Source organism: Flavobacterium procerum (genome assembly GCF_042431625.1).
GTDB lineage: Bacteria > Bacteroidota > Bacteroidia > Flavobacteriales > Flavobacteriaceae > Flavobacterium > Flavobacterium procerum.
In genome coordinates this window covers 266,374-289,394 of sequence record NZ_JBHLYW010000010.1, presented here as the reverse complement: position 1 = coordinate 289,394, position 23,021 = coordinate 266,374, and the positions used below count along the sequence as shown (strand labels likewise).

At 34.3% G+C, this 23,021-nt stretch carries 21 protein-coding genes; 6 read left to right on the top strand and 15 right to left on the bottom strand.

What is annotated here, in order from left to right:
- The first annotated feature begins 8 nt into the window (after positions 1 to 8).
- The 3 genes from ACFFLS_RS15590 (at position 9) to ACFFLS_RS15580 (ending at position 3,199) form a co-directional block, all read left to right on the top strand.
- Positions 9 to 2,015 carry a TonB-dependent receptor plug domain-containing protein gene (locus ACFFLS_RS15590; RefSeq protein ID WP_379684569.1) on the top strand — a complete coding sequence of 669 codons (2,007 nt, stop codon included), beginning with the start codon at positions 9 to 11 and terminating at the stop codon, positions 2,013 to 2,015.
- 29 nt (positions 2,016 to 2,044) lie between these two features.
- Positions 2,045 to 2,389, top strand: a complete 345-nt coding sequence (locus ACFFLS_RS15585) for a heavy-metal-associated domain-containing protein (protein WP_379684570.1) — start codon at positions 2,045 to 2,047, stop codon at positions 2,387 to 2,389.
- A gap of 129 nt (positions 2,390 to 2,518) precedes the next feature.
- Positions 2,519 to 3,199, top strand: a complete 681-nt coding sequence (locus ACFFLS_RS15580; protein WP_379684571.1) for a DedA family protein — start codon at positions 2,519 to 2,521, stop codon at positions 3,197 to 3,199.
- 243 nt (positions 3,200 to 3,442) lie between these two features.
- Here the strand turns inward: ACFFLS_RS15580 and rodA are convergent, their stop codons facing one another.
- The 6 genes from rodA to purH form a co-directional block, all read right to left on the bottom strand.
- The gene (gene rodA / locus ACFFLS_RS15575) at positions 3,443 to 4,678 is read right to left on the bottom strand and encodes a rod shape-determining protein RodA (protein WP_379684572.1); all 1,236 of its coding nucleotides are present in this window, start codon (positions 4,676 to 4,678) and stop codon (positions 3,443 to 3,445) included.
- Between the two features lie 15 nt (positions 4,679 to 4,693).
- The gene (gene mrdA, locus ACFFLS_RS15570) at positions 4,694 to 6,667 is read right to left on the bottom strand and encodes a penicillin-binding protein 2 (RefSeq protein ID WP_379684573.1); all 1,974 of its coding nucleotides are present in this window, start codon (positions 6,665 to 6,667) and stop codon (positions 4,694 to 4,696) included.
- Positions 6,664 to 7,170: a rod shape-determining protein MreD gene (locus tag ACFFLS_RS15565; RefSeq protein WP_379684574.1), complete on the bottom strand. Its 507-nt coding sequence runs from the start codon at positions 7,168 to 7,170 to the stop codon at positions 6,664 to 6,666. The genes mrdA and ACFFLS_RS15565 overlap by 4 nt, the downstream gene beginning before the upstream one ends.
- A complete protein-coding gene (mreC, locus tag ACFFLS_RS15560) occupies positions 7,163 to 7,993 on the bottom strand; it encodes a rod shape-determining protein MreC (protein WP_379684575.1) in 831 nt (276 codons plus the stop codon). The genes ACFFLS_RS15565 and mreC overlap by 8 nt, the downstream gene beginning before the upstream one ends.
- Positions 7,994 to 8,101: 108 nt before the next feature.
- A complete protein-coding gene (locus ACFFLS_RS15555) occupies positions 8,102 to 9,130 on the bottom strand; it encodes a rod shape-determining protein (protein WP_135221323.1) in 1,029 nt (342 codons plus the stop codon).
- Between the two features lie 54 nt (positions 9,131 to 9,184).
- Positions 9,185 to 10,711: a bifunctional phosphoribosylaminoimidazolecarboxamide formyltransferase/IMP cyclohydrolase gene (gene purH / locus ACFFLS_RS15550; RefSeq protein WP_379684576.1), complete on the bottom strand. Its 1,527-nt coding sequence runs from the start codon at positions 10,709 to 10,711 to the stop codon at positions 9,185 to 9,187.
- Between the two features lie 164 nt (positions 10,712 to 10,875).
- Between purH and ACFFLS_RS15545 the strand changes: the two genes are divergently transcribed.
- Positions 10,876 to 12,123 carry an ABC transporter permease gene (locus ACFFLS_RS15545; RefSeq protein ID WP_379684577.1) on the top strand — a complete coding sequence of 416 codons (1,248 nt, stop codon included), beginning with the start codon at positions 10,876 to 10,878 and terminating at the stop codon, positions 12,121 to 12,123.
- A gap of 419 nt (positions 12,124 to 12,542) precedes the next feature.
- On the opposite strand, the gene accD is transcribed toward ACFFLS_RS15545, so the two are convergent.
- From accD to tamL, 3 genes are all read right to left on the bottom strand, one after another.
- Positions 12,543 to 13,400: an acetyl-CoA carboxylase, carboxyltransferase subunit beta gene (accD, locus tag ACFFLS_RS15540; protein WP_379684578.1), complete on the bottom strand. Its 858-nt coding sequence runs from the start codon at positions 13,398 to 13,400 to the stop codon at positions 12,543 to 12,545.
- 78 nt (positions 13,401 to 13,478) lie between these two features.
- Positions 13,479 to 14,546, bottom strand: a complete 1,068-nt coding sequence (fbaA, locus tag ACFFLS_RS15535; protein WP_035645669.1) for a class II fructose-bisphosphate aldolase — start codon at positions 14,544 to 14,546, stop codon at positions 13,479 to 13,481.
- Positions 14,547 to 14,606: 60 nt separating this feature from the next.
- Positions 14,607 to 17,159 carry a translocation and assembly module lipoprotein TamL gene (gene tamL, locus ACFFLS_RS15530; RefSeq protein WP_379684579.1) on the bottom strand — a complete coding sequence of 851 codons (2,553 nt, stop codon included), beginning with the start codon at positions 17,157 to 17,159 and terminating at the stop codon, positions 14,607 to 14,609.
- A gap of 37 nt (positions 17,160 to 17,196) precedes the next feature.
- On the opposite strand from tamL, the gene ACFFLS_RS15525 reads away from it, so the two are divergent.
- Positions 17,197 to 17,925: a TrmH family RNA methyltransferase gene (locus tag ACFFLS_RS15525; RefSeq protein WP_379684580.1), complete on the top strand. Its 729-nt coding sequence runs from the start codon at positions 17,197 to 17,199 to the stop codon at positions 17,923 to 17,925.
- A gap of 9 nt (positions 17,926 to 17,934) precedes the next feature.
- On the opposite strand, the gene porT is transcribed toward ACFFLS_RS15525, so the two are convergent.
- From porT to ACFFLS_RS15505, 4 genes are all read right to left on the bottom strand, one after another.
- On the bottom strand, positions 17,935 to 18,654 hold the full coding sequence (porT, locus tag ACFFLS_RS15520; RefSeq protein ID WP_379684581.1) for a type IX secretion/gliding motility protein PorT/SprT: 720 nt from the start codon (positions 18,652 to 18,654) through the stop codon (positions 17,935 to 17,937).
- 1 nt (position 18,655) lies between these two features.
- Positions 18,656 to 19,387, bottom strand: coding sequence for a bifunctional demethylmenaquinone methyltransferase/2-methoxy-6-polyprenyl-1,4-benzoquinol methylase UbiE (gene ubiE / locus ACFFLS_RS15515; protein WP_379684583.1), 732 nt, complete (start codon positions 19,385 to 19,387; stop codon positions 18,656 to 18,658).
- A gap of 576 nt (positions 19,388 to 19,963) precedes the next feature.
- Positions 19,964 to 20,446 carry a dihydrofolate reductase gene (locus ACFFLS_RS15510; RefSeq protein WP_379684584.1) on the bottom strand — a complete coding sequence of 161 codons (483 nt, stop codon included), beginning with the start codon at positions 20,444 to 20,446 and terminating at the stop codon, positions 19,964 to 19,966.
- A 12-nt stretch (positions 20,447 to 20,458) separates the two neighbouring features.
- Complete coding sequence (locus ACFFLS_RS15505; RefSeq protein ID WP_379684586.1) at positions 20,459 to 20,803, bottom strand: 2TM domain-containing protein; 345 nt, start codon at positions 20,801 to 20,803, stop codon at positions 20,459 to 20,461.
- Positions 20,804 to 21,041: 238 nt separating this feature from the next.
- Here ACFFLS_RS15505 and ACFFLS_RS15500 point away from each other — a divergent pair, with 238 nt between their 5' ends.
- Entirely contained in the window at positions 21,042 to 21,338 is a 297-nt protein-coding gene (locus tag ACFFLS_RS15500) for an isoamylase early set domain-containing protein (protein WP_379684587.1), read from the top strand.
- A 35-nt stretch (positions 21,339 to 21,373) separates the two neighbouring features.
- Here ACFFLS_RS15500 and ACFFLS_RS15495 read toward each other — a convergent pair whose 3' ends face one another.
- Together ACFFLS_RS15495 and ACFFLS_RS15490 are read right to left on the bottom strand one after the other, a co-directional pair.
- Entirely contained in the window at positions 21,374 to 22,225 is an 852-nt protein-coding gene (locus ACFFLS_RS15495; RefSeq protein ID WP_379684588.1) for a thymidylate synthase, read from the bottom strand.
- Positions 22,226 to 22,284: 59 nt separating this feature from the next.
- Complete coding sequence (locus ACFFLS_RS15490) at positions 22,285 to 22,908, bottom strand: bifunctional nuclease domain-containing protein (RefSeq protein WP_379684589.1); 624 nt, start codon at positions 22,906 to 22,908, stop codon at positions 22,285 to 22,287.
- Between the last annotated feature and the right edge of the window lie 113 nt (positions 22,909 to 23,021).

Genomic DNA, 23,021 nt, shown 5'->3' with positions numbered 1-23,021 from the left:
TCTTTTTTATGCAAAAAAATATCATGCTTTTTGTGATGTTTATGCTTTCTGTTTCTGTATTTTCTCAGGAAGATTTGGAGGAAGTAAAAATCACGAAAAAGCAAAAAGGAATAAAAAAATCCTATACGCTTACAGCAAATACATCTGTAATAACCAGTAAAGAACTTCTTAAAGCGGCTTGTTGTAATCTTGCCGAAAGTTTCGAAACCAATCCTTCGATTGATGTCAATTTTTCGGATGCGCTGACGGGTACTAAACAGATTAGAATGCTGGGACTAACGAGTCCATATTTAATGATAACCGAAGAAAATATTCCTTCTGTAAGAGGAGCTTCACAGGCATATGGGCTGTCTTTTACTCCCGGAACTTGGATTGAAAGCGTTCAAATCACAAAAGGAGCCGGAAGCGTTGTAAACGGTTATGAGAGTATTTCGGGGCAAATCAACACAGAACTTTTAAAACCTTTAAATGACATTCCTTTTTTTCTGAATGTTTATGGTTCTACCGATGCTCGTTTTGAGTTGAATACCCATTTCAATAAAAAATTATCTGATAAATGGGCGACAAGTCTTTTTGTTCACGGAAATACACGTGTAGCGAAAAACGACATGAATGACGACGGTTTTTTGGATAATCCTTTAGGAAAACAAATTAATGTATTGAATCGTTATCAATATTACGATCCAGAAAGCGGTATTGTAAGTTTTATCAATTTCAGATATATGAATGATAAAAAACAAACTGGTGAAGTTGATTTTGATAAAGATCGCGACAGAGGAACTACAAGTTACTGGGGTTCTGAAATCAATACAGAACGTTTTGATGTTTCTACCAAAATTGGTTATGTTTTTAAGGATATGCCGTATCAGAGCATTGGATTTCAGAATGCTTTCAACAGCCATAAACAAGACTCATATTTTGGATTAAACCAATACGACATCAAACAAAATAGTTTTTATTCGAATTTGATTTTCAACTCGATCATCAGCAATACAATGAATAAATTCACAACGGGACTGAATTTCTCATACGATCAATATCAGGAGTTTGTAAATACCAACGATTACAGTCGAATTGATAATTCTGTTGGAGCCTTTTTTGAATATACTTACGATAATACCGATAACTTTAGTCTAATTTTAGGCGGAAGAGTTGACAATCATAACAGACTTGGTGTTTTTGTTACGCCTAGATTACATATGAGATATAATCCGTGGAAAAATGGAGTAATTCGTTTTTCTGCTGGAAGAGGAAAACGTTCTGCCAATATTTTTGCAGAAAATCAGCAGTTATTTGCAAGCTCGAGAACTTTCTCAATATTAGACAACAACGGAAAAATATATGGCTTAAATGCTGAAATTGCATGGAACTACGGCTTGAGTTTTTCTCAGAAATTCAAAATTTTCAATAAAAATGCCGAAGCTGGATTCGATTTTTACAGAACCGATTTTCAGAATCAAGCGGTTGTAGATTTAATGCAGAGTCCGCAGGAAGTTGTGTTTTATAATTTGAAAGGAAACTCGTTTGCCAACAGTCTTCAGGTAGAATTTAACTATGAGCTCATTCATAATCTTAATTTAAGAACGGCTTATAAATTTTACGATATTCAGACCGATTACCTTCGTGGTACCTACCAACGTCCGCTTCAGGCAAAACATCGTTTTCTAGGAAATTTAGAATACGAAACCAATACTGTAGATGATAAATTATGGCGATTTGATTTTACATTCAACTGGACAGGAAAACAGCAATTGCCTTATACGGCATCTAATCCTACAGAAGACCAGTTTCCTGATTTTTCGCCTTCTTACGCCGTTATGAATGCACAGGTAACACGAGTTTTTTCTTCGGTTTTTGAGGTTTATTTAGGAGGAGAAAACATTGGAAATTACAAACAGGAAAAAGCTGTTTTAGGAGCCGGAAATCCGTTTGGACCAAATTTTGATGCATCAATGGCATACGCACCTATTTTTGGGCAAATGTATTATGCCGGATTAAGATTTAAAATAAAATAACAATTTTAAAAACTATAATAATAAATAAGATGAGAAATTTAATTTTAATTGTAATGTTCGTTTTTTTAGGATTTTCTGCCCAGGCACAAACTAAAAAAAGTAAAAATTTAAAATATGATACTGAAGTAAACGGTAATTGCGAACAATGTAAAAAACGTATTGAAAAAGCAGCGTTTGCCGTACCGGGAGTAAAAATGGCTTCATGGGATATAGATTCGCATAAATTATCTGTAGTTATGAATGAAGAAAAATCATCGACAACAGATTTGAATAATGCGATTGCAAAGGTTGGTCATGATACCAAGGAAGTTAAAGCAACCAAAGAAGCTTACGATAATCTTCACAGTTGCTGCAAGTACGAAAGACAACAATAATTTTTTAAAGCCCAAGTCTGAACTTGGGCTTTTTTAATAGTTAATTTATGTTTAAAAAATCGCATTTTATTGTGGTTAAAGTAAATTATTGTTACTTTCACACACTTATAAAGCAACCAAAATCATTTTATGAATAATTTCGACTGGACCCAATTAATTAACCCTGAATTTTATATTACTTTAAGCGTTGGAGGTGTGCAGATTGGTCTCTTTATTGTCTTGTTTATCGTATTTGCTGAAACTGGACTTTTTGCTGGATTCTTTCTTCCAGGTGACAGTTTGCTTTTTTTAGCAGGTATTTACAGCAGAGATTTAATTGAGAATGTCGTTTATATTCCAGGGGATTTTATAAATGTATTTCTGCTTTCGACGGCAGTTGCGGTTATGGGAGTTTTGGGTAATATGACCGGATATTGGTTTGGAGCTAAAAGCGGTTATTATTTATTTAAAAAAGAAGATACTTTTTGGTTTAAAAAGAAATACTTACTTCAGTCTAAAGACTTTTTTGAAAAGTATGGAGGAAAAGCTATTATTTATGCTCGTTTTCTGCCAATTTTCAGAACCTTTGCACCAATCATTGCTGGTATAGTGTCGATGGACAAGAAAAAGTTTATGTTTTATAATGTTTTGAGTTCTTTCCTTTGGTCTTTTGTTTTAATCTTTGCAGGACATTATTTATATGGAGTGTTTTTAAAACAGGGAATCGATCTTAAAAAACACATCGAATACATTATTATTATCATTGTTATCATTTCAACGTTTCCGGTTTTATTAAAGCTTTTAAAGAAACGTCCAAAAGAAAATATCTAATAAATATAGAAATACAAATCCGAAGTTAATTGCTTCGGATTTTTTTTGCCTTTTAACGGATTCTGATTTGCCTTAAAACGGTCAATGTAATCTCGTATCTGGTTTTACTCTTTTGACTAAGCAAATGGCCTTAAAATGAAAAGCCTGAAGTGATAACTTCAGGCTTTTTCGATTAAAATCAATAATGAGATTTAAATGTTATTTGAAAACGGCTACGGAAAAAACATTAGTTTCTGTAGTTTTTTACCATTCATTAACCTTATTTGCATCCATTTTCAAGAAAATAAACAATAGTATTGTAAAGCCCCAGAGTCCCGAACCTCCGTATGAAAAGAAGGGAAGAGGTACACCGATTGTAGGGAAAATCCCGATTACCATTGCAATATTCACAAAGAAGTGAATGAATAAAATTCCGGCGACGCAATGTCCGTAGACTCGACTGAATTTTGTTTTTTGCCTTTCTGCCAGATAAATAATTCTTAATAACAAACAGGTAAAAAGTACGATTACAGTTAGAGAACCTGCAAATCCCCATTCTTCTCCAACAGTTGTAAAAATATAATCGGTATGCTGTTCAGGTACAAAACCTCCTTTGGTTTGAGTTCCTTCAAGGAAACCTTTTCCAAGCCATCCTCCCGAGCCAATTGCGATTTCAGACTGGTTGGTGTTGTATCCAATCCCTTTCATGTCAACTGTTTTTCCTAGAAGAATATTAAAACGGTCTCTGTGGTGCTGTTTGAATACGTTGTCAAAAACATAATCAACAGAAAATACAAATGCTGAAATAACAACCAGTAAGATTGTGCTTAGAATTATATTTCTGTCGACGGCCCTTCCTTTAAAATGAATAATGGCCAAAACGGCAAATGCAATTAAAATTACCACATAAGGTTCTAAAATCAAGGTCAAAACAAACAGGACAATAGTTATAAATCCTGTCCAGACATACCATGAAGGCAATCCTTCTCTGTATAATACTATAATGAAAACACTGTAAATAAGTGCACTTCCCGGATCTGGTTGAGGTAGAATCAGTAAAACGGGTAAAAGCATTATAGCCAATGCCTGTACCTGCCTGTTTACTTCTTTTAGATTGATTTGGGTGTCGCTAAGATATTTTGCCAAAGCAAGAGAAGTGGCCGCTTTTGCGAATTCTGATGGTTGTAATGTAAAACTTCCTATTGCATACCAGCATCTTTGTCCCGCAATTGTTTTTCCGAAAGCAAATAAACCAATTAGCGATAGGAGAGAGACTCCAAAAATAATACTGGCATATTTTTCATAAAATTTTCCATCAACAAAAAGCACTACAAAAATCAACGGAATTGTACAGCCAATAAATATAAGCTGCTTTTGGTAGGTTCCTTCTGTTGATAGCAAAGAAGACGAATAGATATTGAGCCAGCCCAAAGTAACCAGCGCAATATAGATAAAGACACTTATCCAATCGATATTATTTTTTACACTTTGATTTTTCATTTGAAATAATCTTTCTTAGTTCTTTTTAGTAGTGTCTATTATTGTCTTTTTAGCTTCGGTTTTTGCTGGTTCTGGTGCTGTTGCTTTAGGTTTAACGATTTTAGCCTGTAAAATAGAATCTTTTGGTACCGATTCGATTTTGCTTGCTTCATTCATTCCTCCTAATTTAGCATATTCAGCAGCTAAACTTTTGTTTAAAACTCTTGTCTCAAGATCGGTTCTAGTAATTTTATGTCTTAAATATTTCTCAATCATCAAGCTGGCAATTGGTCCTGCAACTGTAGCTCCAAAACCTCCATTTTCAATCATTACTGCAATAGCAATTTTTGGATTGTCTTTTGGCGCAAAAGCTACGAATATCGAGTGGTCTTTAAGTTTCTCTCTTTTGCCGTTAATTTTGGCGTAATTTTCAGCTGTACCAGTTTTTCCGCAAATGTCAATTCCATTTACCCTAAGCGCGTAAGCCGTTCCTCTGTTGTATACATCAAACAAACCGCTGATAACAGGAGGGAAATATTTTTTGTCTATTGTTGTTTCGTGTTTTGTCGTGTATTTCGGGTCAATATTTCGGCCTTCTATCTTTTTTATGATGTGAGGCGTATAATAATAACCTTGATTTGCAACTGTAGCCATCATATTGGCAAGCTGAATCGGAGTCATTAGAACCTCTCCCTGTCCAATTGCGTTAGATACGATTGTAGAACTTCTCCATCCTCCGTTAGGATAAATTCTTTTATAGGTTTTGGATGTCGGAATATTTCCTCGTTTACCTGTTGGTAAGTCATAACCCATAAATTGTCCTAAACCGAAACTTTTTACATGGTCACTCCACACATCTACTGCTTTTCCCGGATCTGCATATTTGTTAATTGTTAACATATAAGCCTGTCCGAAATAAGTGTTACAAGAATTATAGATGCCGTTATGAAGCTGATGAGGTCCAAAACCATGACATTTCATAAAACGACCTCCTCCATAACTAAATCCGTGGTGGCACATAAAAGTGGTTTGTTCGTTTATCACTCCTTCTTGCAAAGCAATCAATCCTGTCAAAATTTTGAAAGGAGAGCCAGGAGGGTATTCAGCTAACAGCCCTCTGTCGTAAAGAGGTTTCGCGATAGAATCGTGATATAATAAAGTATAGTTTTTTGATCTTTGTCTTCCGACCAAAATACCTGGATCATAAGATGGAGCAGTTACCAATGCTAGAATTTCGCCCGATTTTGGCTCGATTGCAACAATTCCACCTCGTTTATTGATCATTAATTCTTCTCCATACCTTTGAAGCTCGGCTTCAATCGTCAGGTTAATATCTTCTCCAGCAACGGCAATTGTATCGTATTTTCCTTCTTTGTAAGCGCCGATTTCACGGTTGTATTTATCTTTCTGGATGTATTTTATTCCTTTTATACCGCGTAGAATTTCTTCATAACTTTCTTCTACACCTTGTTTTCCAATTAAATCTCCACTATTGTAGTACGGATTCTGCTCAATCTGTTTTTCATTTACCTGAGTAATAAAACCAAAGATATTTGCGCCGTAATCTGCTTCGTAATCACGAAGAGAACGTTTTTGGAAATAAAAACCTTCGTATTTTCTGATTTTCTCCTGAAAAGCTGCAAACTCATTCTTGTTAAGCTGAGCTAAAAATACCGAAGGAAGACGTGGGCTGTAAACTTTTGCCTTCTCAATTCTCTTATGATATTCTTCGGGAGTGATGCTTAATAATGCGCAGAATTCGGTGACATTTAAGTCTTTTTTTATTTCGCGTGGAATTACCATGATATCATAAGAAGCCTGATTGGCTACCAATAATTTTCCGTTGCGATCATAAATGTATCCTCTTTCTGGATAGTCGTAGACTTTTTTTATTGCATTGTTTTCTGATTTCAGTTTGAATGAATCATCTATAATCTGAAGAAAGAAAATTCGAATCACTAGCAAAGATGCTGCAATAATAATTAAAGTGGGCAGCAGAACTTTTCTCATCGTTTATTAGGCTTAATAAGATAAATTATTATTATCGAAGTGATTATAGTGAAAATGGTACTGAATAAGGTTCGGAGCAAAATGTCCCATATAAATTTAAACTGAAACGCTTCAAGAACAAACAGCACTATATGGTGCAGCAGTACCGAAACCAATATGAAAGAAAATCTTTCTGGTGTCAGCGATTCGTTTAATTTTATTGTCTGATATTCATAACTTAAACCAAAAGAAAATTTAAATATATAAGGCCTATAATAAGCTAGTATAACACAGGCAGTTGCATGTATTCCGCCCGAATTACAAAACATGTCCATTGAAACTCCCAGTAAAAAACTTGAGATAATCAATCCTGTTTTATTGCTGTTTACAGGATACAATATGATATATAAAATATAAGGAAAAGAGCTTATATATCCTAGAAAATTCATGTTGTTGAAAATAACAACCTGAATCGCCAGAAGTATAATGAAACGAAAAATATTTACCAACAAAGCGCTACTCATTTTTTTCTTTGCTTTTGTTTTCTAAATTAATAAGTTCTTCTCTGCCTTCGCTTTTGATGATATAAACATGGCCCAGATTGGTCATGTCATTAAACAATTTAACATTTATAACGTAATAGCTGGTTCCTGTTTTAATGAAAATTTTATCTACTGTACCAATGTTAATTCCTTCAGGAAAAATTACAGATTGTCCCCCGGTTACAATGGTGTCGCCTTTTCTTATAGAAGCTAGTCTAGGAACATCTTCAAGCTGTACAAATCCGGTGTTTTTTCCATTCCAGGTTAAAGATCCAAAATGATTTGATTTTTTTATTTTGGCATTAATCTGAGATTTCATGTTTAAGATACTCACAACAGTAGAATAGTTTGCCGATGTGTTGTCGACAACACCAACAATTCCTAAGCTGTTTATTACTCCCATATCCTGTTTTACTCCCTCGTTTCTTCCAGAATTTAAGGTAATAAAGTTTTCGTGTGAATTGTAAGAGTTATGAATTACTTTAGAAACAATAATATCCGCAGGTTTTACTCCTTTGATTGTATCTGGAAGAGGCATTTTTGAAGTGTCTTCCTTGTTAAATAATAAGCTTTTTAATCTTGCGTTCTCAAGTACAAGTTCGTCGTTTTCGGCTCTCAAATTCAAATATTCGTTCACACGATTAATCTTTTCGTAAACGCCTCCACTTAAAAAATTAGCCGAATTGATTACTCTGCTTCTGTGGAATGAATGGGATTGGATTGTGAGACCTAACGAAATACCTAAAAGCAGCAAAAACAGCAATCGATTGCTGTTTCGTATAATAAAATTAAAAATTTGCTGCATTTCTTGTTTGGTTATTTTGTTTCAGGATATGCTTTTGGTTTCAAATTTTATTAGAGTTAAACGTTTAAATTTAACTCTAATAAAAAACTATGTTTTTGATCTTAAAGCTTATTTGATTAAGATACTTTTGAATTTTGAAATATTTTTAAGCGCCATTCCAGTTCCTCTTACAACAGCTCTTAATGGGTCTTCTGCGATATAAACAGGTAAATCTGTTTTTTGAGAAATACGTTTGTCAAGACCTCTAAGCATAGAACCTCCACCAGCTAAATAAATACCAGTGTTGTAAATGTCTGCAGCCAATTCCGGAGGAGTCTGAGATAACGTTTCCATTACAGCGTCTTCAATACGCTGAATAGACTTATCTAGGGCTTTTGCAATTTCTCGGTACGAAACATCTACTTGTTTTGGTTTACCAGTAAGCAAATCTCGACCTTGAACAGACATATCCTCTGGCGGTCCGTCTAAATCTTCGATAGCCGCTCCAATTTGAATTTTGATTTTCTCTGCAGTACTTTCTCCAACAAAAAGGTTGTGTTGTGTACGCATATAATATACAATGTCGTTTGTGAAAACGTCACCCGCAATTTTTACAGATTTGTCGCAAACAATACCTCCTAATGCTATTACGGCAATTTCTGTTGTACCTCCTCCGATATCTACAATCATGTTTCCTTTTGGTTGCATGATGTCGATTCCAATACCGATTGCAGCGGCCATTGGTTCGTGAATCAGGTAGACCTCTTTTCCGTTTACTCGCTCACAAGACTCTTTTACGGCACGCATCTCAACCTCAGTAATTCCAGACGGAATACAAACAACCATTCTTAAAGCTGGCGTAAACATTCTCTTTTTTAATGCAGGGATACTTTTAATGAACATGTTGATCATTTTTTCCGAAGCATCAAAATCGGCAATTACACCATCTTTCAGAGGCCTTATGGTTTTAATGTTTTCATGCGTTTTACCTTGCATCATGTTGGCTTCTTTACCAACAGCGATGATTTTGCCTGAAACTCTATCACGTGCTACGATAGAAGGGCTGTCAATGACAACCTTATCATTATGAATGATTAAAGTGTTTGCGGTACCAAGGTCTATCGCAATATCCTCGGTCATGAAATCAAAAAATCCCATATATTTGTTAGGGGTTTAAAATGTTATAAATTATTTTGAACAAAGTTAAACAAATTAATGTTTAAAATGACGTGTTCCAGTAAATACCATCGCAAGATTATTTTCATTGCAATAATTTATACTCAATTCGTCTTTTATTGAACCTCCCGGCTGAATTACAGCTGTTATTCCAGCTTTTTTTGCCAATTCTACGCAGTCAGGGAATGGGAAAAATGCATCACTTGCCATTGAAGCTCCGTTTAAATCAAATCCAAATGCTTTTGCTTTATCTACAGCTTGTATTAAAGCATCTACTCTTGAAGTCTGACCTGTTCCTGATGAAATTAGGGTTCCGTTTTTTGCAAACACAATGGTGTTTGATTTTGTGTTTTTACAAATTTTAGAAGCAAAAATTAAATCTTCTATTTCCTGAGCAGTAGGTTCAGTAATAGTAACGGTCTTTAAATGCTCTTTATTATCCGTAATGTTATTTCTGTCCTGAATTAACAATCCGTTAAGACAAGTTCTTACTTGTTTTGATGGTAATTCAACTTCGTTTTGAACTAAAATGATTCTATTTTTCTTTTCTTGTAAAACTGTAACTGCCTCATCATCATATGCTGGAGCGATAACAACTTCACAGAATAATTTGTTGATTTCTTCCGCAGTTTCCAAATCGATTTTTGTGTTCGAAATTAGCACTCCTCCAAAAGCCGATGTTGGATCACAAGCCAAAGCAGCCAAATAAGCTTCGCTGATTGTTTTTCTTGAAGCTAGACCGCAGGCATTGTTATGTTTTAAAATAGCAAAAGTTGGTCCGTCAGTTTTAAATTCAGCAATTAAGTTAACAGCAGCATCAACATCTAAAAGGTTGTTGTATGATAATTCTTTTCCGTGAAGTTTGTTGAATATTGCGTCAAAATCTCCAAAGAAAAAACCTTTTTGATGAGGATTTTCACCATATCTTAAAACTTGTCCGTTAGAAATGCTTTCTTTATAAATTGTTTCGTCTGTGTTGAAATAATTAAAAATAGCACCGTCATAATGAGAAGAAACATTAAAAGCTTTTGAAGCAAATAATTTTCTGTTCTCAAGAGTGGTAGCGCCATTTTGTTCGGTGATCAAGTCCAAAAACAATTTGTACTCGTTCATAGAAGGAACAATTACAGTGTCTTTGAAATTTTTTGCGGCAGCACGGATTAAAGAAATTCCTCCAATATCAATTTTTTCAATGATATCCTGCTCACCAGCACCTGAAGCAACTGTTTTTTCAAATGGGTACAAATCTACAATCACCAAGTCAATTTGCGGAATGTCAAATTCTTTCATTTGCTGCACATCGCTTTCATTATCTTGACGGTTCAAAATACCTCCGAAAATTTTTGGATGAAGTGTTTTTACTCGTCCGCCCAAAATTTCTGGAAAAGCAGTTATATCTTCAACCGGAACTACAGGAATCCCAAGGTTTTTAATGAAATCTTCAGTTCCTCCAGTCGAATAAATGGTCACATTTTGTTCGTGTAATTTCTTAACAATCGGCTCTAAGCCATCTTTAGAAAAAACCGAAATTAATGCTGATTGTATTGTTTTAGTTGTACTCATTGTGTAGTTATGTTTTTCAGTCTGCAAAAGTAGTTTTTTTATATATTATTTTAAAGGAATTAATGTAACAAAATGCTAAAAAAATCTACTGATGAGTAAGTTAACTTTTATTAGGTTTTTATTTCTAAATTATTGAATTTTACTTTATTGAAAAATACAAAAATATGCTTCTTTATCTTAGATTATTAAAAGAAAGTTTAGGCTTTGCCATTAATGCTTTGCGCAATAATAAACTCCGAACTTTATTGTCGCTGTTGGGCGTTACAATTGGTATTTTTTCGATTATTGCAGTTTTGGCGGCTGTTGATTCTTTAGATAAAAAAATCTCTAAAGATTTGAGCAGTTTAGATAAAAATACAATTTATTTAATGAAATTCAATTTTGGGCCTTCAGAAATTCCACAATGGAAGAGAGAACAGTTTCCAAATGTGAAATATGACGAGTATGTCGGATTGAAAAATTCGATGAATAATACCGATCAGGTCGGATATCAGCTTTTTGTGAAGCATGAAACACTGAAATATGATTCAAGAACTGTTGGTGATGTAAATATTATTCCTTCATCTTCTGAAATGGTAGATATCGATGGATTGACTTTTGATAAAGGAAGATTTTACAATGAATCTGAATCGAATTCTGGAACTCCTGTTATTGTTTTAGGATATGAAATTGCCGAAGGTCTTTTTGCGGGAAGTGATCCTATTGGGAAAAATATTCGATTATATGGCCAGCGTTTTACAGTTATTGGAGTAATGGCCAAACAAGGAGCAGGTTTTTTTGGAGATAGCAACGATACATCGGTTTATCTGCCGGCTAATTTTTTGCGTCGAATGTATGGTGATAGTGATGCCATGACACCGGTTATCGTTTTGAAGCCCACAAAAGGTGTTGACATGGACGCTTACAAAGCTGAAGTAGCTCAAAAACTTCGTGCTATCCGCGGTATAAAAGCGGGAGAAATGGATAATTTCTTCATTAATGTTCTTTCTGGTTTTACCGATTTTATTGATGGAATCATTGGTCAGATGAATGTTGTGGGATGGATCATTAGTGGTTTTTCTCTTTTGGTGGGAGGTTTCGGAATTGCGAATATTATGTTTGTTTCTGTAAAAGAAAGAACCAACTTAATCGGGATTCAAAAATCATTGGGAGCAAAGAATAAATTTATTCTGTTCCAGTTTTTATTTGAAGCCATAATTCTTTCTGTAATTGGAGGTATTATTGGTTTACTAATGGTTTGGGGAATCGCATTCGGCTTGACTAAACTCCTTGATTTTGAATTTGTATTGAGTTTTGGAAATATACTTTTGGGAACTGTATTAGCCGCAATTATAGGATTGATTTCCGGAATTCTGCCAGCGATTTCTGCAGCAAACTTAGATCCGGTTGAGGCAATTAGAACAGGGATGTAGTTTTTTTTAAAGTTGCTAAGGTTCTGAGGTGCTTAGATTCTAAGTTTTTAGGTGCAAAGGTTCAGAGGGGCAAAGTGGCAAAGGTTTTTTCTTAGAGATTCTAAGTTGCTGAGATTTTAAGTTTTTTGTAAAATCTTTGTTTTGAAAATATAAATTCCGCAGAAATAAAATATATTGATAGCAACTGAATTTATTAGTTGAGTTAAGATTTATATTGCATATCAAGACAAGAATTCCGTAGGAATGACTCATTTTGTAGCAACGGATTTTAATCCGTTGAAAAATTGAGGGAAATAGTGCATGAGTTCCGGAGGAGAACGAAATGTTTATGGAAAATTGGATATTTATGCATATTTCATCTAATAAAAAAATCCCAAAATTTACTTTTGGGATTTTATGTTTCGAAATAGTCTTAAAAACTATTTTCTAATATCATTATTTTGAATCAAATCGATATATAAGTTGATCTTATCTTTCAATTCTTTTCTCGGCGTGATAAAGTCTAAGAAACCGTGCTCTAATAAGAACTCAGCAGTTTGGAAACCTTCCGGCAAATCTTTTCCTGTAGTATCACGAACAACACGAGGACCAGCAAAACCAATCAAAGCGCCCGGCTCAGAGATATTGATATCTCCTAACATTGCGTAAGATGCGGTTGTTCCTCCAGTTGTTGGGTCTGTACAAAGAGAGATGTAAGGTAATTTAGCTTCAGCTAATTGAGCCAGTTTTACAGAAGTTTTTGCTAATTGCATTAAAGAATAAGCAGCTTCCATCATACGAGCTCCACCAGATTTAGAAATCATTACAAAAGGCGATTTATTTTTGATTGCGTGATCAATACCTCTTGCGATTTTTTCACCTACAACTGCCCCCATAGATCCGCCAATAAAAGCGAAATCCATACAACAGATTACAAGTTCTCTTCCTTTAGATTTTCCTACTCCCGTACGTACAGCGTCTTTAAGATGCGTTTTTTCCATTACATCTTTCAAACGCTCTGCATATTTTTTTGTATCAACAAAATGCAGAGGATCTTTAGAGGTCATGTTTTTATCTAACTCAACAAATTCGTTGTTGTCGAATAAAATTTCAAAATAGGTTGCGCTTCCAATTCGAACGTGAAAATCATCTTCAGGGCTTACGAATAAGTTTCTTGCTAATTCGTCAGCATCAATAATTTTTCCAGTAGGAGATTTGTACCACAATCCTTTCGGAACGTCCATCTTATCTTCTGTCGCGGTTGTAATCCCTTTTTCTTGTCTTTTAAACCAAGCCATTTTTTAAAATTTAAGATTTAAGATTTTAGACTTTAGATTTTAGATTCCAGAAAGAAATCTAAAATCAGAGATCTAAAATTATAGTGTATTCACATTGTTTAAATCAGCAAAAGCTTGCTCCAATCTTGCGTTGAATGTTACTTCGCTTTCACGAACCCATCTTCTTGGGTCATAATATTTTTTGTTTGGAGCATCAGCACCTTCTGGGTTACCAATTTGTGATTTCAAATAGTCAAGATTTTTAACCATATAATCACGGATACCTTCAGTGTATGCAAATTGTAAATCTGTATCGATGTTCATTTTGATAACTCCGTAGCTAATTCCTTCTCTGATTTCTTCAAGTGTAGATCCTGAACCTCCGTGGAAAACGAAATCAACTGGATTGTGTCCTGTGTTGAATTTGTTTTGTACGAAATCCTGAGAATTTTTTAAGATTTTTGGAGTTAATTTTACGTTTCCTGGTTTGTAAACACCGTGAACGTTTCCGAAAGCAGCAGCAATTGTAAATTTAGGACTTACTTTAGATAATTCTTCGTAAGCGTAAGCTACTTCTTCTGGCTGTGTATATAATTTTGAGCTGTCAACATCAGAGTTGTCAACACCATCTTCTTCTCCACCTGTAATTCCAAGTTCGATTTCCAATGTCATGCCCATTTTGCTCATTCTAGCTAAATATTCTTTACAGATCTCGATATTTTCTTCGATTGGCTCCTCAGACAAATCGATCATATGAGAACTGAATAATGGTTTTCCTGTTTCTGCGAAGTGTTTTTCAGAAGCATCTAATAAACCATCAATCCAAGGCAATAATTTTTTTGCGCAGTGGTCAGTATGAAGAATTACAGTTGCACCGTAAGCTTCTGCTAATGTGTGAATGTGTTTTGCTCCAGCGATTCCACCAGCGATAGCTGCTTTTTCTCCGGCATTAGATAATCCTTTTCCAGCGTTGAATTGTGCTCCACCATTAGAAAACTGAATAATTACTGGTGCATTTAATTTCGCTGCAGTTTCAAGAACTCCATTGATTGTGCTTGATCCAGTAACATTTACTGCTGGTAAAGCAAACCCTTTTTCTTTCGCATAATTAAAGATCTCCTGAACCTGATCTCCCGTAGCTACTCCCGGTTTGATGTTGTGTGCCATTTTAATTTTTTTTATAGTTGTTTTTAGTTTTTAGGTTGCAAAAATAAGAATTAATTAGCATTAGAACGGATAATTTATACCAAAATTTAAAACCGAGTGTCCAAAATTGTACTCTTTAAACCATCGGTCTCCCTTCGCATGCGCCGGATTATAAGTCTTAAAGCCTAAATCTAAACGAATAACAAAAAAGCTTAAATCGTATCGTAAACCAAATCCTGTTCCTAAAGCAATTTCATCTAAATCGTTTAAGTTGTTGAATTTTGCTTTCTCGTCTATCACATTATCGAGCACATTCCAGATATTTCCGGCGTCTGCGAAGATGGCTCCTTTGACATCTCCGAAGATTTTAAAACGAAATTCTCCGCTTAATGCGATTTTCATATTTGCCTCATTAAAATCATTTACGGCATTCGTGCTTCCGGGACCTAGCGCGTACGGTTGCCATGCACGGTTATCGTTTGAACCTCCCGAATAATAACTTCGTGAAAACGGAATATAATTAGAATTTCCAAACGGAATTGCAATTCCGAAGAAACTACGCACTGCCAAAACTTTTTCTTTACCAAAATCCCAATGTTTGATGTAATCGAATTCGGTTTTAATGTATTCTGAATATTCTAAATTGAAAATCTCATAATTCCCTCTTGAGTTTTTAGGAAGATTTCCAATAGCTGAAACAGCAGATAATAATGAACCTGCAGATTCGATTTTTGTTCTAAATTGATAAAAATTATTGTCGGCCAAATCCTTTTTGGTGGTTTTGGTAAAAGTGTAGCTTGTTGCCAGAATAAAATCGTTTTCAGTCAGACGAATTCTTCTTTCTTCAATACTTTCTACTTCCTGATATTGTGCGTCGCCAGGTCTTAATGTTGTCTGCTGCGTTAGAACCTGATTGGTAAATTGAGTTGTTCCTTTTGGAATCGTCAGGTTGTTATTGCCATCAACCTCGGCGTTTGTATTATAAGTACTTGCGATATCGTTCAAATCATCATAAGAAGAAGTATATACATTAAAATAGTTGCCAGGATTTAAGTTACGTACAAACTGCGCATTCAATAATTCCAATTTTGCTGTATTGTGGCGTTTTGGTGACCAGTTGTAAGATATACCACCAGTAAAATTCTCTTTGTCAAGACCGATATTTCTTTGTTTAGAAAAACCTGATGTTATTTGGGTAGACGGAATCATACTCTTCGGAATGATTTTCTCTGTTCCGAATGGAAGTAATATTCTTGGAAAATTTAATTTCATATCCAGTCCATATTCCGAAACATTAAAGAAATTATCGTTAGGATTGGCCATATCTCGAGATGACCCGATATTTAAACGGGCAGAAATTTCTAAAGTTTCGGCACGGTTAAAGACATTTCGGATGGTTTGAGAAATACTGGCTCCGATTCCGAAATCTTGTATATTGGAGTGGGTAACGTCAAAAGTGGTTCCGAAACTGTATTTTTTTCTTGGAGTCAAATAAACATTTGCAATCAAGGACTGCGCTGTCGGATCTCGCTTGTCTACTTCATACTGAATAGAAGGATAATTGAAAATCTTTAGATTATTCAAATATCTTGAAGAAAGTGTTGTTCTGAAATCGGCAAAAGTACTTCCTTTAGAAATAAAAATAGCATCGGTTATTGCTCTTGGCTTATATTTTAATTCTTTAAAACTATAAAGATTAAAATTGTTGTAAGAAGTGCTGTCAGAAGGTTTTTTCTTAGCGTTGGCAGAAGAATAATCGGTATAGATGTTTACATCGCTGATTGTATATAGTTTAAAAGGTTCCGTGCGGCTTGAATCTCTTTCCTGAATGTTGTTATTGTTGATAACCAAGGTAACATTGGCCTTGTTTTTTTTGCTGATTGTATCAATGTCAAAAGTCACATAGGTTGGCTGGAAAAAATATGCTCCGTGATTTCTGAAATAGGTAGTGATTCTGTTTTTTTCTTCTTCAAAATCAGAAGTCTTGTACTGATTGCCAGATTTTACAAACGAAGGCTCGGTGTTGGTTTTATACAGCGAATCCAGCGCAGGAGACATAATTTTAGTGCTGATCGTATCGATAATATACGCTGGACCAGTTGTAATATTGTAGTTTATTTCGGCCTTTTTATTTCCGATGCTGTCAATTGTGTAATCGGTTTTAACATCAAAAAAACCATTGTTGAAATAATAATATTTTAAACGAAGTAATGATTTTTTGGTCTTTGATGTGTCGATAATTACAGGTGGTTCTCCTGTATTTTTTAAAAATTCGTGAATTCCCTTGTAATAAAAAGACTGCCCAAGACGGTCTACTTGTTTGGCCGAATAGATTTTTGACATGCGCTCATATTTACCAGGTTTTTTTTTGAATTTTGTCTGATAAGTAGAATCCGGATTTAAGTTAGCTAAATTGTAAAGGTTTAGACGTAGACGATAACCAAGCAGCGTTCCGTTTGGTTTTTGGTACATTTGATTATCAGCCGTTTCGTCGTTTGTCAGTTTTCCATTTACAAGAATATTATTTTTTACGAGAAGGTTTTTTCCATCAGGAACTCTTTTTACAGCATTACAGGCGCAAATTAATATTGCCATTAGAATAAATGCTATTATTTTTGTGGAATTATTTTTCAAGTTTTTTAAAATATTTAATTCAAAAGTACATTATTTTATGGTTAGTAAAAACCAAATAAAGCTTATCTCAAGTTTACATCAAAAAAAGCACCGTTTTGCTAATCAATTATTTTTTGCCGAAGGAGTAAAAGTAATTCAAGAATTATTGCAATCCAATTTTGAATTAGAGCATTTATTTACGACATTAAATGATTTTGAAGAAGTTAAAACTTCAAAACGAACGCTTATTAACGATCAGGAACTTAAGAAAATAAGTGCTTTGTCGACTCCAAATACGTGTCTTGCGGTTTTTAAAATGCCGGCCGAAAATGAAATCATCGATTCTGATTTGATTTTAGCCTTAGACGACATTCGCGATCCTGGGAATTTAGGAACCATTCTGCGTTTGTGCGATTGGTTTGGCATAAAACAAATCATCTGTTCCAAAGAAACGGTCGATATTTTCAATCCAAAAGTTGTTCAGGCTACAATGGGGTCTATCACCAGAGTAAATGTAAATTACTTAGATCTAAACGATTTTTTGAGTAAAACACAATTGCCTGTTTTTGGAACTTTTATGAATGGCGACAATATTTATCAGTCTGATTTACCCCAAAACGGAATCATTATTATGGGTAATGAAGCCAATGGAATTTCATCAGAAATCGAAAAAACAGTCACAACCCGTCTTACAATTCCGAGATTTGGCGAACTTCAAAAAACTGAAAGTTTAAATGTAGCCACTGCGACAGCAATTATTCTTAGTGAATTTAAACGAAAGAGTTAAGATTTTGTTTTAATGAAATGTGAAATTTATTAAAATAGCTCTTGATTTCATCGAATCTATATTATCTGTCCAGGGACTTGCGCCATTTGCAGGATTATCACGGATTAATTCGTCGGTAATTCCGAACATGCCGCGAACAGAAGGAGAAAATATAAAGTATTCTGTAAAAATATCAATTCCGAAACCTAATTCGTAAGCTGCAGTCCATTGTTTTACTCTAAATTTCTGCTGGAAATTATCATCTTGAGACTTTGCGTTGCTAGATAGGTTTAAAGTCGTAGACATACCGCCCAATAAGTACGGACGGATATTTCCGGTGCGCAATGCAGAATATTTTAGCAAAAGCGGGAAATGTATATAAGTACTGTTTACCTCTCTAAGATAGTCGTTTTCAGAATCCCAGTCTCCCGGAAAATACAAATCTCGTTTTGTGTAATACAAACCAGGTTCAAAACGCAAGTTGAAATATTCCTGCAATCTCAAATCTGCAACAACACCAACGTTAAATCCAGTAGTTTTTTTTACCTGAATATCACCGCCTTGAGCTGGAGTTTTGTAATCGAATTTAAAATCAAAACTGTTAAAACCTAAATAGTAGCCAAAATAAACACGTTGTTTTTGCCAGTTTTCGAGGTTAATAATAGGATCTTTGCTAAACATGCTTTTAGCAAATTGAGAATGTCCTTTTGTCGTTAAGACCAATAAAATTAAGATTACAGCTTTTTTCATACTATTTTTTAGAGGCAGAATAAATGGTTGCGGCACCAAAAGTTTGAGGCATTGCCACGACATCTATAAACCCGATTTTTCGCAAAATATTGTTTAAAGCTTCTCCATACGGAAATGCCGCAGCCGATTCAGACAAATAGCCATAGGCATTATTGTCTTTAGAAAATATTTTTCCGATTAACGGAAGAATGAATTTAGTGTGAAATTTATATCCCTGTTTGTATGGAAATTTATCAGGAACAGAGGTTTCAAGTATAACAAAGACACCATTTGGTTTTAGCACTCTTAAGATTTCGGCAAAACCTTTTTCTAGATTTTCGAAATTTCTAACTCCAAAACCTACTGTAATGGCATCAAAATAATTATCTTCAAAAGGCATGTTTTCAGAATCGCCTAAAACGAGTTCAATTACATTTGACAGTTTTTTTTCTGCTACTTTCTTTTTGCCAACTTCTAGCATTCCAGCAGAAATATCCAAGCCGATAATTTTTTCCGCATTGGTTTGTGCTAGTAAAATGGCAAGATCGCCGGTTCCTGTAGCAATATCTAGAATTACTTTTGGCTTTTTGTCTGAAACTATTTTTAATACTTTTTTACGCCATTTAATATCTATTCCAAACGAAATGACACGGTTTAGGTTATCATAATTCCCAGAAATGGTGTCAAACATTTGGGTTACTTGCTCTTTTTTGCCTAGGGCAGATTCTTTATACGGAGTTATTTTTTCAGACATTTTTTTAATTTACGCAAATATAAACAATCTATTGTAACTGTAATTGAGTTTTTTATTTGATAAATGAAATGTTTTTTTTAGGCCTCAAGAGGTAATAAGACACTTAAGTTTCGGCATCCCTAAATTTAGGGATATTTACAAAATCCCTAAATCTAGGGATTGCGCGATAAAGCTTTTATTGGCAACTTTGCTAAAGTAAAAATGATTAAAGTTTAATGATTGATAAACAAGCTGAGACCTAATCAAATGAGTATTTTTTTTGCACTGATAATCATTTGTTCTAGCTGGTAGTTTTGAAAGTATTGTTCTTGGGGGAAATACTATTTATAAAGTGCGAAATACGTTCTTAGGATTAAATTTGTTTTTGGAAATTTTAATTTTCTGCCTTTAATATCTTAGTGGTATTTGTTATTAAAGGCTTTTGAGATTTATCTCAATTTACATTAAATGTTATTCAGTTATTTCAAGTGTTTTTTAAACATTTGTGATTTTTAACAAAACTATTTCTGGAGCAGGTCAGGCCTAAAAAAATCAATCGTTTGCGAAAACATCCTCCAAAAGAGGATGTTTTTTATTTTATTTCCTAATGTAAGTTTCGTAGGTGTAGTCGTAAAGATGCTTTTCATCTTTAAGATTCTCTTCAGATTCTACCAGTTGCCATTCATTTTTGCTGATTTTTGGAAAAAAAGCGTCTGCTTCAAAAGAATGATGAACTTTTGTTAATTCGATAATATCGGTAAAAGGAAGCGCTAGATTATAAATTTCTCCTCCACCGATAACATAAGAATCTTCATTTTCTGGACAAAGTGCAATGGCGTTTTCAATGCTGTCTGTTACAATGCATCCTTCTGGTTTGTAGTCGTTCTGTCTGCTGATTACAATATGCACACGATCTGGTAATGGTTTTGGGAAACTTTCAAAAGTTTTTCTCCCCATAATAATATGATGATTGGTAGTGAGTGATTTAAATCTTTTAAAATCATTTGGCAGGTGCCATACCAATTTATTGTTTTTTCCGAGCTCATTATTTTCGCCCGTCGCTGCTATCATTATAATCATCGTATTCTGGAACTAAATTTTACTTTCATTTTCGGCATTCACTTTCGATTCAAGCTGACTGATTCTTTTTTGCTGCAGGGCAACCAATCGGTCAATTTGTTCTCTTTCCCATTTTTTATTCATAAAACGGTCTGTAATATACACCTTGATAAAATGTAGAATGAATAAAAAAAACCAGATTGTAATTCCCCAAATACACCAGTTCTGAGTTGTTCTTTCGCCAAAACCAAAAAATCGGTTGGCAACAAACAAAAATAAACTTCCTATCAGAAAAAGTACAAAATGAAAATATAGCACTTTTTTTTGCCTTAGTCGTCTTCTGGCGTACTCGTATTGTTCGTGAACTTCTCTTTCCATAAAGATATAAATGAGATTATAAAGTTAAAATTTATTTTGAAAACTCATCATTTTGAAGCTAGAATATTTGGCTAAAAAACGGGTAAGAATTTGAAATACAAAATTTTGCACAGGTTTAATTGTCGAATTGACTAAAATTACGCACTGTTTTTCGCATAATCGTAAATCGGCAAAGAGGTGTTCAATGTTCGGCTGAATTTGTTTAATTTTAACTTACGAATCTAAAAATTAAGTAGTTATGTCTTTGAAAAAACAATTTATTAAAACTAAACCGGTTTGTAAAGTAACCTTTTCTATTGATGCCAAAGATGCCGATTCGGCTGCAGTTGTTGGTGATTTTAATAACTGGAACGTTATAGAAGGGACTTTGAGCAAGTTGAAAAACGGAACTTTTAAAGCAACTTACGATTTGATAAAAGACGGGATTTACGAATTTAAATACGTAATTGACGGAAATTATGTAAATGATCCTGAAGCCGATTTCTACAAATGGAATGATTATGCTGGAAGCGAAAACGGAGTAGTAGTGGTATAAAAAATCCGCTTTAAATAATAAGCGGATTTTTTTATTTATACTGCAACACTTCCTTTAATGGCAGGATGCGGGTCGTAATCGACAAGTGTAAAATCGTTAAAATCGAAATCGAAAATGTTTTTGATTTCTGGATTTAAAATCATTTTTGGCAATGGTTTTGGCTCTCGCGTCAATTGTAGTTCCAATTGTTCAAAATGATTGTTGTAGATATGTGCGTCTCCAAACGTGTGAATGAAATCACCAGGTTCTAAATCGCAAACTTGTGCAATCATCATGGTTAATAATGCATACGAGGCAATATTAAACGGAACGCCTAAAAATATATCGGCACTACGTTGATATAACTGACAGGAAAGTTTTCCTTTGGTTTCTCCTTTTTCAGAATCAGGACTGGCAACATAAAACTGGAAAAATGCATGACATGGAGGCAATGCGGCTTTGTTGTTGGCAACATTTTCTTCAAAAGATTTCTTTGTATCTGGCAGAACCGAAGGATTCCACGCAGAAACCAGCATTCTTCTGCTGTTCGGATTTGTTTTTAATTCGGTAATCAATTCAGAAATCTGGTCAATTTCTTCGCTGTTCCAGTTACGCCATTGATGACCGTAAACAGGACCAAGATCTCCGTTTGAATCAGCCCATTCATCCCAGATTTTTACTCCGTTTTCTTTTAGGTAATTGATATTAGTGTCTCCTTTTAAAAACCAAAGCAATTCGTAAATGATTGACTTTAAATGAAGTTTTTTTGTTGTAACCATTGGGAAACCCTCACTTAAATCAAAACGCATCTGGTAGCCAAAAACACTTTTTGTTCCGGTTCCTGTCCGGTCGCCTTTTTGATTGCCGTTTTCTAAAACGTGTTTTACTAAATCTAAGTACTGTTTCATTATTCTGTTGTTCTGTTAATTGTTTTGTCGTTTAGCGGTTTTAACGATAAAACATAAAATTATCTTTTTGAAATTTCGTCTCTGATTTTGGCGGCTTTTTCATAGTCTTCCTGAGAGACTGCTTGGTCTAGAAGCTCATTCAATTCCTGTAAAGAATGTTTTGAATATAAATCCCCAGATTGATTACTTTCTTCTTCTCTTCCAAAAGTTTCAGGATTAGAAAGTACATCATCTATTTCTTGTGCACCTGAATCTGTTTCGGCTGTATTTGATTTTAGATAAATCCCCGCCTTGTCAAGAATGTTTTTATAAGTAAAAATGGGAGCATTGAATCTTAAAGCTAAAGCAATAGCATCTGAAGTTCTTGCATCGATGATTTCTTCGATTTTATCTCTCTCGCAAATCAAACTGGAATAAAAAACACCATCAACAAGTTTGTGAATGATGACTTGTTTGACAACGATATCAAATCTTTCGGCGAAATTTTTAAATAAATCGTGTGTTAACGGACGTGGTGGTTTTATTTCTTTTTCTAAGGCAATAGCAATCGACTGAGCTTCAAAAGCGCCAATAACAATTGGTAATTTTCTTTCTCCGTCAACTTCATTCAAAATTAAGGCATAAGCGCCATTTTGAGTTTGACTGTATGAAATTCCTTTTATGGATAATTTTACTAGACTCATATATGTTTGTAAAAAAGGCACTTAGCGCCTCATTTTGATACTTTTTTTGATTGGAAAATAAAGCTGCAATTTTAATCAAAAAATATGGAACAAAAAAGCTGCCTATAAACAAA

Bases quoted from the DNA above. Each gene is read 5' to 3' on its own strand.
- ACFFLS_RS15590 (WP_379684569.1), top strand. From the start codon at position 9: ATGCAAAAAAATATCATGCTTTTTGTGATGTTTATGCTTTCTGTTTCT.
- ACFFLS_RS15585 (WP_379684570.1), top strand. From the start codon at position 2,045: ATGAGAAATTTAATTTTAATTGTAATGTTCGTTTTTTTAGGATTTTCT.
- ACFFLS_RS15580 (WP_379684571.1), top strand. From the start codon at position 2,519: ATGAATAATTTCGACTGGACCCAATTAATTAACCCTGAATTTTATATT.
- rodA (WP_379684572.1), bottom strand. From the start codon at position 4,678: ATGAAAAATCAAAGTGTAAAAAATAATATCGATTGGATAAGTGTCTTT.
- mrdA (WP_379684573.1), bottom strand. From the start codon at position 6,667: ATGAGAAAAGTTCTGCTGCCCACTTTAATTATTATTGCAGCATCTTTG.
- ACFFLS_RS15565 (WP_379684574.1), bottom strand. From the start codon at position 7,170: ATGAGTAGCGCTTTGTTGGTAAATATTTTTCGTTTCATTATACTTCTG.
- mreC (WP_379684575.1), bottom strand. From the start codon at position 7,993: ATGCAGCAAATTTTTAATTTTATTATACGAAACAGCAATCGATTGCTG.
- ACFFLS_RS15555 (WP_135221323.1), bottom strand. From the start codon at position 9,130: ATGGGATTTTTTGATTTCATGACCGAGGATATTGCGATAGACCTTGGT.
- purH (WP_379684576.1), bottom strand. From the start codon at position 10,711: ATGAGTACAACTAAAACAATACAATCAGCATTAATTTCGGTTTTTTCT.
- ACFFLS_RS15545 (WP_379684577.1), top strand. From the start codon at position 10,876: ATGCTTCTTTATCTTAGATTATTAAAAGAAAGTTTAGGCTTTGCCATT.
- accD (WP_379684578.1), bottom strand. From the start codon at position 13,400: ATGGCTTGGTTTAAAAGACAAGAAAAAGGGATTACAACCGCGACAGAA.
- fbaA (WP_035645669.1), bottom strand. From the start codon at position 14,546: ATGGCACACAACATCAAACCGGGAGTAGCTACGGGAGATCAGGTTCAG.
- ACFFLS_RS15525 (WP_379684580.1), top strand. From the start codon at position 17,197: ATGGTTAGTAAAAACCAAATAAAGCTTATCTCAAGTTTACATCAAAAA.
- porT (WP_379684581.1), bottom strand. From the start codon at position 18,654: ATGAAAAAAGCTGTAATCTTAATTTTATTGGTCTTAACGACAAAAGGA.
- ubiE (WP_379684583.1), bottom strand. From the start codon at position 19,387: ATGTCTGAAAAAATAACTCCGTATAAAGAATCTGCCCTAGGCAAAAAA.
- ACFFLS_RS15510 (WP_379684584.1), bottom strand. From the start codon at position 20,446: ATGATTATAATGATAGCAGCGACGGGCGAAAATAATGAGCTCGGAAAA.
- ACFFLS_RS15505 (WP_379684586.1), bottom strand. From the start codon at position 20,803: ATGGAAAGAGAAGTTCACGAACAATACGAGTACGCCAGAAGACGACTA.
- ACFFLS_RS15500 (WP_379684587.1), top strand. From the start codon at position 21,042: ATGTCTTTGAAAAAACAATTTATTAAAACTAAACCGGTTTGTAAAGTA.
- ACFFLS_RS15495 (WP_379684588.1), bottom strand. From the start codon at position 22,225: ATGAAACAGTACTTAGATTTAGTAAAACACGTTTTAGAAAACGGCAAT.
- ACFFLS_RS15490 (WP_379684589.1), bottom strand. From the start codon at position 22,908: ATGAGTCTAGTAAAATTATCCATAAAAGGAATTTCATACAGTCAAACT.